This is a genomic window from Bradyrhizobium sp. CCBAU 51745 (genome assembly GCF_028128715.1).
GTDB classification, from domain to species: Bacteria; Pseudomonadota; Alphaproteobacteria; order Rhizobiales; family Xanthobacteraceae; genus Bradyrhizobium; species Bradyrhizobium manausense.
On record NZ_LBJP01000056.1, the window covers coordinates 21,925 to 31,863 of the forward strand.

Consider the following 9,939-nt stretch of genomic DNA (forward strand, 5'->3'; position numbering starts at 1 on the left):
GCCTCGTCCTTCGAGACGGCTGCTACGCAGCCTCGTCAGGATGAGGCTAAGCAGCACCTGCGCCTGCCGAAACTGCTGCCACGCACTCCGTCCTCATCCTGCCCGCCAGAGGCGGGCGTCTGGAAGGATGGGCCACAAAGGAATGGCCTTGAAATGCGATTTTCGCGCGCTTGAACCCTTGGGGGGAATGGTTAGTTTTGAGGTTCGGCGAATCGCATCGTTTCGCCCCTCCTCAAGACAGATATGGCCACTTTCACTCCGCATCAGGATGCCGCGCTCAAGGCCGTTGGCGACTGGCTCAAGGCAAAACCCGGGCGCAACGGCACGCCGCCTGTGTTTCGGCTGTTCGGCTTTGCCGGCACCGGCAAGACCACGCTGGCGCGGCATATCGCCGAGGGCGTCGACGGCGAGGTGAAGTTTGCCGCCTTCACCGGCAAGGCGGCCCTCGTCATGCGCAACAAGGGGTGCGATGACGCCTCCACCATCCACTCGCTGATCTATCGCGCCCGCGAATCCGGCGAGGAGCAGCCAAGCTTCGAATTGTGGGACGACGCGCCGGCCTCAAAAGCCAAGCTGATCGTGATCGACGAATGCTCGATGGTGGATGCCGAGCTCGGCCGCGACCTGATGTCGTTCGATTGTCCGCTCTTGGTGCTGGGCGATCCGGCGCAGCTGCCGCCGATCCAGGGCGGCGGCTTCTTCACCAATTCCGAGCCGGACGCGATGCTGACCGAGGTGCATCGCCAGGCCCAGGACGATCCGATCGTGCGGATGTCGATGGACGTGCGCGAGGGCCGCGAGCTCGACATCGGCCGTTACGGCGAGAGCGAGGTGGTCTCGCGCAAGGAGCTCGACCCCGATCGCGTCATGGGCGCCGACCAGGTGCTGGTCGGCCGCAACAACACAAGACGCGCCTACAATATGCGGGTGCGGCAGCGGCAGAATATCGAGGACGTCTTTCCGGTCGCCGGCGACAAGCTGGTGTGCCTGCGCAACAACCGCAAGAAGGGCCTGTTCAACGGCGGCCTGTGGCGCGTCAAGTCCCGCAACACCTCGCGCTCGAAATCGCGCATCCTCTCGATGCGGCTGTCGCCGGATGAAGAGCTCGGCCACAAGGTGACGAAAGTCTCGGTGCGCGCCGATTGCTTCGAGGGCGGCATCGAGCAGATCGCCTGGGAGCAGCGCAAGCCCTATGACGAGTTCGACTATGGCTACGTGCTGACCGTGCACAAGTCGCAGGGCTCGCAATGGGACGACGTCGTGCTGTTCGACGAGAGCTTTGCGTTTCAGGAGTCGAGGGCGAGGTGGCTCTATACGGGGATCACACGTGCGGCGAAACGGTTGAGTATCGTGGTCTAAAACTCCGCTGCCGTAGGGTGGGCAAAGGCGCAACGCGCCGTGCCCACGATCTCTCTCCATAAGCAATCAGCGCGTGGACACGCTTCGCTTTGCCCACCCTACGGCGCTGCCGTAGCCCGCATGGAGCGCAGCGTAATGCGGGGGTTGGCTCCGCGCTCGCGATTCCCGGATTTCGCTGCGCGCCATCCGGGCTACAAAATTTCACTTCCCCGCGACGAAATAAAAATCCTCGCGCCCGGGCGGCGAGCCGTAGGTGAACGGCTGTTGCACGTGCTTGGTGGCGGACCAGACGTCGTCGCGGACGATGTCGAACAGCTTCCGGATCTCGACCTTCGGCTCCTTGATCTCGCGGGCGAGTGCGGTGGAGAACGGGCTGTCGGCGCCGTTGTCGCCGTCGATCGCGGTCTCGCCGTGCTTGGCGGCGTAGACCACCATGAAGCCGGCGCCGGGCTCGATGTTGGAAAAGCCCTTGTCGACCAGCTTCAGCGACAGCGTGTGCTGCATGGCCGGCGCAAACGGATTGTCGCGGCAGGCATCCAGGATCACCAGGCGTACTTTTCGCGCAGCGCCCACCGCCGCGATCACCTGCTCCAGCGCGACCGCTTGCGTCTCGGCGTCGCGGTCGACGGCGAGCTTGGCATCGACGGGAACGAGGTAGTTCACGCCGCCGATCTCGAAGCCATGGCCGGCATAATAGACCACCGCCCAGTCGGCCTTCTCCGCCTCGTCGGCAAAGGTCTTCAGCGCGTCGAAGAACTTGTCGCGGGTCAGGTCGCTGACGGAGATCACGGTCTGGAAGCCGACATCGTGCAGCACGCCCGCGATCAGTTTCGCATCGCGCGGCGGATTGGGCAGCGCGTGGACATTCTTGTAGGCGCCGTTACCGACGACCAGCGCGACGCGCCGGCCGCTCGGCGCGCCTGCAGATGTTTGCGGTGTCAGCGCCGCGAGCCGCGCCTGAGCCGTGGCGCGGGCGCGGGCGACGTCGTACTCGTCGAATTTCGTCAGCGAATAGGCCGCCGCGCGGTAGTCGGCGCGGGCCTGGGCGAGGTCCTTCTTGCGCTCGTAGAGCTGGCCGCGGCCGGAATGCGCGCGGACATTGTTCGGGCTGATCTGGATCGCCGTGGTGTAGTCCTTCAGCGCAGCGTCGAGATCGCCCTTCAACATGCTGACATCGGCACGATTGTTGATCGCGTAGACGTTCCTCGGCTGCTTCTCGATCAGACCGTTGCAGTCGGCGAAGGCCAGATCGTATTTGCCCATCAGGCCGTAGGTGGTGCAGCGATTGGCCGCGATCTGCTGCGCGGCCGGATCGATCTTCTCGGCCTCGGCGAAATCGGCGATCGCGCCGTCATAGTCCTTGATCAGCGTGCGCACACGGGCCCGATTGGTCCAGCCGAGCAGGAATTTCGGCGTGTATTTGATCGACAGGTTGAAATCGTCGAGCGCGCTCTGCAGCGCGCCGCGGCGCAGCTGAATGGTCCCGCGATTGTTGTAGGCGAAACCGAAATTCGGCCGCTTCTGGATGGCGAGATTGTAATCGGCCATCGCGAGATCGTCTTCACCCTTGTGCTCGTGGGCGACGCCGCGCACGTTGATCGCGCCGATATTGTCCGGATCGAGCTCGATGGCTGACGTCAGCGCCTCGATCGCCGGGTCATAATCGCGCTTGCCGATCAGCGCCTGGGCGTGAATGACGAGCGCGAGCGCTTTGTCCTTGCCGGTGACGCGGTTGGCGTTGAGCAGGTTCTCGCAGGCCGTCGTCCGCGCCTGGGTCTCGGCCTGGCGATCCCTGCAGGTGGCGAGGTCGTCGCCGGCTTGCGGGTCCGCCGCGGCGGTTACGATGCCCGCGAGGAGCATGATAAATGTCAGCGAGACGACGCGCAGCATGTTGTCAGGTCTGTTCCAGCCACATTTTTAGTCGATCAGCGATCGTGCCGGTTCATCTAGCCCGGAGTTCCTGACCCCGCCAAGCCGGGCCGCCCGTCGCGGCTTCTTTTCACGGACTCGTGTCACTCCGGCTGTAACAACCGCCCGGCCCGCCCGTATCTGAGGTGTCTGAAAACGCCGGGCAGGCTGTTCGCCAGCCCTCAACCGCCCTAAACTGTCAGGCCTTCCGAAAGAGGATCCGCCATGCGCCGCTCCGTCCTGTCCCTGCTCGCCGCCACCGCCGCCTTGTCGCTCGGCTTTGCCGCACCAACCCGGGCCGCTGAAGACGCCGTCGTGATCCCCGCCCCCGCCATGGACGCTAGCCCCGCGAGCGGAATCCAGACCGCGGTGGTCGCCGGCGGTTGCTTCTGGGGCGTCCAGGGCGTGTTCCAGCACACCGCCGGCGTCGTCAACGCCGTCTCCGGCTATGCCGGCGGCACCAAGGCGACCGCCGACTACCAGACCGTCTCGACCGGCCGCACTGGCCACGCCGAGTCGGTCGAGATCAAGTTCGACCCCAAGAAGATCTCCTACGGCAAGATCCTGCAGATCTACTTCTCGGTCGCGCACGACCCGACCCAGCTCAACCGCCAGGGGCCCGACACCGGCACGCAATATCGCTCGGCGATCTTCACCACCTCCGACGAACAGAAGAAGGTCGCGGAGGCCTATATCGCCCAGCTCAACTCCGCCAAGGTGTTCAGCAAGCCGATCGTGACCAAGGTCGGCGCGCTGGAAGCGTTCTACCCGGCGGAGGCCTACCACCAGGATTATCTGACGCTGCACCCGAACCAGCCCTACATCGCCTTCAACGACATCCCGAAGGTCGAGAACCTGAAAAAGCTGTTCGCGGATAACTACATTGAGAAGCCGACGCTGGTCAGCGCCAGCAAGGCCACCAACTGATCTCGATATCATCAGAAAAAACGGGAGACCCATGCCCGATACCAGGACGAAAACCACCGACGACAAGGTCATCAAGAGCGAAGAGCAGTGGCGGCGCGAATTGACGCCGATGCAGTATGCGGTGCTGCGCGAGAAGGCGACCGAGCGGCCCTTCTCCGGCGAATATGAGCACGACCATCGCGCCGGCACCTATGTCTGCGCCGGCTGCGGCAACGTGCTGTTCGAGTCCGACGCCAAGTTCGATTCCGGCTGCGGCTGGCCGAGCTTCACCGCGCCTGCGGTCGAGAGCCATATCGACGAGGAGCGGGACAGCAGCCACGGCATGATCCGCACCGAGGTGCTCTGCTCCAAATGCAGCGGCCATCTCGGCCACGTCTTCCCCGATGGACCGGGGCCGACCGGCCTGCGCTACTGCATCAATTCGGCGGCGCTGAAGCTCGAGCCGAAATAAGATTGCGCGCCGCCGGGTTCCCCGATGGAACCCGGCGGCGCGATGTGCTTTTCTCTTCCAGCGGTGCAGCCGATGCGTGCATTCCGGCGGCCGCCAGGGAGGATGCCATGACACTTGGGACCATCCTGATCATCCTGGTGATCATTTATCTGCTGGGCGGCTGGTCCGGCCGGATCGGAGGCTATGGCTACGGCATGGGCCACTCCGGTATGGGGATCGGCGGCGTCGTTTTGGTGGTGTTGCTCGTCCTGCTGCTGCTTGGCAAATTGTAAACCATATAACCTACTGAACTGACTAGGCTTTCTGCGTCTGCGGAGCTGCCATGCGTGGATTCATCATCTCCCATCGCAGGGGTCGCAATTTTGTCAAATCGGCTTATATTAGGGGGCGAAAATGACATGCGGCGGGCCCGCTCGATTGCGGCCCCTGCCCTCCCAAACCCCACGCGCTTAAAGCCCCAGAGAAGATCACGAGGTCTTTGACCATGCGTCCACTGCGTCCGTTCAACTTCAACACTTCCGCCGAGCTCTTCCCCGCCGCCATCCGCAAGAAGAAGCGCGCGGGCTTCACCTACCGCCGGTTCGGCACCGCCGCCGAAGCCGTGCAGTTCGCGATGGAGCAGTTGCCGACGGATTCGCTGAACGGCGCGTATCTGCAGGTCGAGGAAGCTCGTTTCGACCAGAACGGCATCCGCTCGCTCTACGAGAGCGAAGCCTTCCCGCTGCCGCGCCGCCCCAAGCCGGCCCCGGCCGAGACCGACGCCGACGCGGCGTAAGTTTTCGCAAAACTCCGATGTGCGTGGAAAGCGCGATGGCCGAAAGCCATCGCGCTTTTTGCGTTTGGGGGCACGCTCTCCCCCGTCATTGCGAGCGCAGCGACGCAATCCAGAATCCTTCCGCGGGGACAGTCTGGATTGCTTCGCTGCGCTCGCAATGACGACGTTGAGAGATCCTGCGCAATGTCGACCGGATGGATCGGGGCGAGAGCCCTAGGTCTCGCCGCTACACCCGCGGCTGCTTGTCGAGCCAGCGGCGCAGGAGGCGGACGTTGCGCATGTTGGCGCGGAACATGACGTCGAAGGCATCGCCTGCGAACGGCACCATGCCGACCACGCCGTCGACCGCGACATTCCCGAGCATACGCGCGGTGATGTGCCAGGGCGCGCCCAAGGCACGCGCCTCACGCACCAGCCACAGCGAGATCGCGGTGGTGATGATGTCGCCGATGACAGGGATCAGCCCGATCAGCCCGTCGATGCCGTAGCGGATATTGGTGCCCGGCAGGACGAAGGCGACGTCGAGCAGTTTTGCGATCGCCTCGAGCCTGAGGATCCGTTGTTCCCGCGTCAGATTGCCGAACGGATTGCCTTGACCGAACTCGAAACGGAACTCGCGAAAGCCCTGCCCCACCGTTTCAGGCCGGATCTCGTTGCCCTCCTGGTCGATGATCGGACCGCGCGCCCTGCGGCCGGAAAAATCGCCGCGCGCTTGCGCCCCGGAACGGGACCCGCGTGGCACGAGGATGTCGTCGTCTTGCATGGTCATGGCCATTGTGAAACTCACGAGCGCAGCAGAGGTTGCTGCATCGCGTCCGATGGTCGCGCGCTCAGCTCGCCGCCGTCGCCGGCTGCGGCTCATCGACATAATGATGCACGAGCCAGGATGACAGCACCGAAGGCACGAAGCCGACCAGGCCGTACAGGATGAACTGCACCGCGCCCGAATCCGATCCGCGCGAGCCGTAGGTGATCGCGGCCAGGATAAAGGCGAACACGCCGATCAGCAGCATCCGCAGCACCGGCCCGATCCGCCTGACATGGAGCAGGATGTCGTCGATCGCACCGATCATCAGCGACGGCAGCAAGCCGAACAGATAGCTATATTGAAGGGTCTTGAAGAACACTGCGAACAGCTTGCCGACCTCGCCGAGATGCGCCTCCGCCCAGTAGCCGGACTGGTAGGTGGTCGTCAGCAGCAGCAGGAATCCACCGACGAACGGACCAACGAGCGCAAACACCAGGTAGCGTTTCATCAAGGGCTCCTCATACGCGAGGGCATTTATAACAGCGAGCCGGGAACCTTGGATAGCGGGGTCGCGGGCTGCCAGAGCGGAACAAGTGGCAGAGCGGCGGGTTCAGACTGGAGTTGAACTTGACCCATCAGATTTGGAGCCGCCGATGTCTCGTAACCTGTTGTTGCTGGCGACGATCACCCTCTCCGCCCTGTCGAGCGCCCCCGCCTTCGCACAAGGCCATATGGGCACACCGCAGGAGCAGAACGCTTGTTCGCGCGACGCCTCGCGGCTGTGCCGGAAGGATCTCGGCAATGACGGCGCGGTGCAAGGCTGCCTGCAAGCCAACCGGGCCAAGCTGTCGAGATCGTGCAGCAAGGTGTTCGAGAGCCATGGAATGTAACGGTCGGAATGTGAGGGGCGTGAAGATCGGCACGTGAGATCGGCATGCGAGCCCGCGCCGCATTTTGCGTGACGGAGGCGCAACAGCTGCAAATTCCTTCGCGTCTCCCATTGAAGCTTCGCGGCAATCGCGCATACTCGGCTCGGGCGGCGCAGCACTTTTCGATTCGAATATCAGGAAATCGAGCGACCACATCCGGGAATGAACGCCCGGCATGAAGGCTGCGACATGCGGCAGATCAAGCCGCGTGCGGCGTCCCAACAATCAAGCGGCTCAAATCCGCGCAACTCGGGGACGCATTTTTCATGACACGGTTTCGGACTATCGCCACGCTGTTCACCTTCGCCGCCACCGCCATCACCCTCCAGACATCGCCCGGCCTCGCCTTCTCGCCCGAAGCGCAGCAGATGTGCTCGAACGATGCGATGCGGCTGTGCTCCCGTGAAATCCCGGATATCCCGCGGATCACCGCCTGCATGGTGCGGAACAAGTCGCAGGTCAGCCCCGGCTGCCGCGCCGTGATGGACCGCGAAGCCGCCGCCGCGGCAGCAGCCCGCAAGCGGGAAGCCGCCGCGCAGTAGCGGTAATTTCGCCGATTGACGAGCGCCCCAGCGCGTCGGTCGTCAGCATCGAGCACTCATTCTGGAAATCCCGTTCCAGCGGGATTTCCACGACCCCCCGTGCGCCACGAGATCGCGCGTAAGCCCCAGCGAACCCTACTGCCCACACGCCTGTTAATCGCAGCTACGAGCGCCGCCCTTTCGCGCCGATCCTGGCGCAATGCCCGGCCCGTCTCTTCAATCTTCACCTGGCAGCGCTCGGTTTGGGGGGATGTTCTTACTAGGCAAGATCATTTCTTTTCCTCTGATGGCTGCTCAAATCTTTCGCAGGCCGAGAAAAAGTAAGTAACGATCGCGAGGGCAGCTGCTCGCGTTCGACGTTACCATCGGCACCACCAGCAAACACCACCATCTGCCCAAAAATTCCTATTGGCTCCGCACCAGACGAGCTGAGTTCCAAATATCTGCACCTGAAGCCGTCCGCCATTCGCTCAGCTTCCAACGGGTCCACTTTTTCGGCCAGATCCTTCCGAACTTGGTCGGCACCAAGTTGGCCAACGCCCAGGAAATGGAGCACCAAGGCCGGTAAGATATTGTACTCGACCTTCTTTTCAACGGTAGTCGGAAGCGCGATCTGTACGAGCGGATCGGTAGCCAGTTCGCCACGGATAAGGGCCAACGCCCGACCGATATTTTCGTACGTCGTACTACGAACGACCTCACCCCGCGCTGGCGCCCGGCCAAAGAGAGCAGCACGATCATCGAGAGACAAGGTCTTTGCCATGCCTATGATATCGTCGCGCGTTAAAATTTCCGCAGGAATAGAGTGTTCTTTTGACTTCTCTTGGACGCGACGAACCAGTTCGCTGGGCACTCGGCCTTGGTATAGACCCACTACGAAGGTCCACTTCCTTAGGAGCTCCTTCCAGTGATCGACTGCACCGTCAAAATCCGTGTCGATTTTCTCTAGTGCATCGTCTACGCTTGCTTGCCCGTACCGCGGGCCGTAGCACTGAAATACTTCTCCATTATCCGCGTTGAATCCGTCGCACTTGAGATCACCACGGCTACCCATTGGGATCGTCGGAGTGAAGGAAGCCTTCCAAAGCCGCTTGGCTATTTCCCGAAACAGCGCCTCAAAGGCGTTACCGTCCACGGAATCCAGCATCGTGCGGAGCCTTAACTCCTGCCATTGCCAGTCGTAGTCGTCGTCCTCCGCCACCGCAGCTCCCGCACATCTGGACGCTTAGGAGTTCCATCTTGATGTCTAAGCTGGCCGGGCGCAACCTCTGATAGGCCCCTAGCCGGTGCCTATCCCCTGGCTAGTCGCCCCACTGCGCGAAGGCGTCGTTGAAGGCGCGCTCGCCGGGGGCGCCCTTCTCGATGGCGATGATGGCACGGCGCTGGTTGGCGTAGACCAGCGGCACGTCGAACCAGGAGCGCTCCTTCAGGAGCTGGACGTTGCGGGCGCGATCGGCATCGACATTGGAGAGGCCGACCAGGAAGAAGCCGTCGGTGACCTTGACCGCGAGGCCCGCGAGCGGCGTGCCGCGCGCCTGCTCGTTCGACTTCATCAGGATGCCCGGCACGTTGGAGACGCTGCCGCTCGGAAAGTCCGGCGGCAGGATGAAGGTCAGCTCGGCGGTGTGGCTCGCCGGTAGCGACGAGTCGGTATTGCGGCGGAACGACATCGTCATCTTGAACTTGCGGTCGGGGATCTCGATCTCGGCTTTCACCGCAACGTCCGCCTTCTGGTTGCCCGACGCCTTGATCGGCTCGAGCCGCCACACCACCGAGCCGACATATTGCTTGCCCTTCGGATCGGACGGATCCTCGTCATAGAGCACGACCTTCTGCGCCACCGGCGCGGCCGGCTGGTCGCTCGCCGAGGGTTGGCCGACGCGATCCGGAATCTTGGGCTTGCTCTGCGGCTGCGAAACATCCTTCGGCGCCTCCACCACCTGGGTGGGCGACGGCTTGAGCAGATTGGTTGCGATCTGGACCAGCTGTTTGCCCCAGAGGATGCCCGCACCGACCAGGATCAGCACGATGCCGATGGCGATCGCGCTCTTGAACGGAAAGACCGAGCCCCTGCCGGCGCGCTTCTTGACGTTGCGGTCGGCCGCGATGCGTGCACGCGGCGACGGCGGCTGCGGCGCGTAGCGCTCGGCCTCCTCGATCGACTCGTCGTAGGAATAAGGCGCATCGCCTTCGCCGGCGCGGTTCTCCAGGCTCGGCTCGAGCCGGTCGAATTCCGGCGAGGGCGAGGGCACGTTGGCGTAGGTGCGGCGCGCGGCCCGGTTGGCTTGCGCGGCGGCGCC

At 63.4% G+C, this 9,939-nt stretch carries 11 protein-coding genes and 1 pseudogene; 7 read left to right on the forward strand and 5 right to left on the reverse strand.

Annotated features, from left to right (window positions below):
- The first annotated feature begins 243 nt into the window (after positions 1 to 243).
- Positions 244 to 1,359, forward strand: coding sequence for an ATP-dependent DNA helicase (locus XH98_RS13825; protein ID WP_271597495.1), 1,116 nt, complete (start codon positions 244 to 246; stop codon positions 1,357 to 1,359).
- Between the two features lie 201 nt (positions 1,360 to 1,560).
- On the opposite strand, the gene XH98_RS13830 is transcribed toward XH98_RS13825, so the two are convergent.
- Positions 1,561 to 3,249, reverse strand: coding sequence for a caspase family protein (locus XH98_RS13830; RefSeq protein WP_271618902.1), 1,689 nt, complete (start codon positions 3,247 to 3,249; stop codon positions 1,561 to 1,563).
- Between the two features lie 243 nt (positions 3,250 to 3,492).
- On the opposite strand from XH98_RS13830, the gene msrA reads away from it, so the two are divergent.
- The 4 genes from msrA to XH98_RS13850 all read left to right on the forward strand — a co-directional run bounded on the left by msrA (position 3,493) and on the right by XH98_RS13850 (position 5,420).
- A complete protein-coding gene (msrA, locus tag XH98_RS13835; protein ID WP_220003247.1) occupies positions 3,493 to 4,194 on the forward strand; it encodes a peptide-methionine (S)-S-oxide reductase MsrA in 702 nt (233 codons plus the stop codon).
- 31 nt (positions 4,195 to 4,225) lie between these two features.
- Positions 4,226 to 4,645 (forward strand): peptide-methionine (R)-S-oxide reductase MsrB, encoded by a 420-nt coding sequence (msrB, locus tag XH98_RS13840; RefSeq protein ID WP_271597492.1) that lies wholly within the window; start codon positions 4,226 to 4,228, stop codon positions 4,643 to 4,645.
- A 107-nt stretch (positions 4,646 to 4,752) separates the two neighbouring features.
- Entirely contained in the window at positions 4,753 to 4,917 is a 165-nt protein-coding gene (locus XH98_RS13845; RefSeq protein ID WP_035731827.1) for a DUF3309 family protein, read from the forward strand.
- Positions 4,918 to 5,129: 212 nt separating this feature from the next.
- Positions 5,130 to 5,420: a hypothetical protein gene (locus XH98_RS13850; protein ID WP_271597491.1), complete on the forward strand. Its 291-nt coding sequence runs from the start codon at positions 5,130 to 5,132 to the stop codon at positions 5,418 to 5,420.
- 226 nt (positions 5,421 to 5,646) lie between these two features.
- On the opposite strand, the gene XH98_RS13855 is transcribed toward XH98_RS13850, so the two are convergent.
- Both XH98_RS13855 and XH98_RS13860 read right to left on the reverse strand, forming a co-directional pair.
- A complete protein-coding gene (locus XH98_RS13855) occupies positions 5,647 to 6,189 on the reverse strand; it encodes a DUF4112 domain-containing protein (protein WP_271597521.1) in 543 nt (180 codons plus the stop codon).
- A 61-nt stretch (positions 6,190 to 6,250) separates the two neighbouring features.
- Positions 6,251 to 6,676, reverse strand: a complete 426-nt coding sequence (locus XH98_RS13860) for a DUF5413 family protein (RefSeq protein WP_271597490.1) — start codon at positions 6,674 to 6,676, stop codon at positions 6,251 to 6,253.
- A 145-nt stretch (positions 6,677 to 6,821) separates the two neighbouring features.
- Here XH98_RS13860 and XH98_RS13865 point away from each other — a divergent pair, with 145 nt between their 5' ends.
- Positions 6,822 to 7,058, forward strand: a complete 237-nt coding sequence (locus tag XH98_RS13865) for a hypothetical protein (RefSeq protein ID WP_271597489.1) — start codon at positions 6,822 to 6,824, stop codon at positions 7,056 to 7,058.
- Positions 7,059 to 7,363: 305 nt separating this feature from the next.
- Positions 7,364 to 7,639 (forward strand): hypothetical protein, encoded by a 276-nt coding sequence (locus XH98_RS13870; RefSeq protein WP_271597488.1) that lies wholly within the window; start codon positions 7,364 to 7,366, stop codon positions 7,637 to 7,639.
- 259 nt (positions 7,640 to 7,898) lie between these two features.
- Here the strand turns inward: XH98_RS13870 and XH98_RS13875 are convergent, their stop codons facing one another.
- Both XH98_RS13875 and XH98_RS13880 read right to left on the reverse strand, forming a co-directional pair.
- Positions 7,899 to 8,840 carry a hypothetical protein gene (locus XH98_RS13875; protein ID WP_271597487.1) on the reverse strand — a complete coding sequence of 314 codons (942 nt, stop codon included), beginning with the start codon at positions 8,838 to 8,840 and terminating at the stop codon, positions 7,899 to 7,901.
- 100 nt (positions 8,841 to 8,940) lie between these two features.
- A pseudogene (locus tag XH98_RS13880) lies at positions 8,941 to 9,939 on the reverse strand (hypothetical protein); the annotation flags it as partial.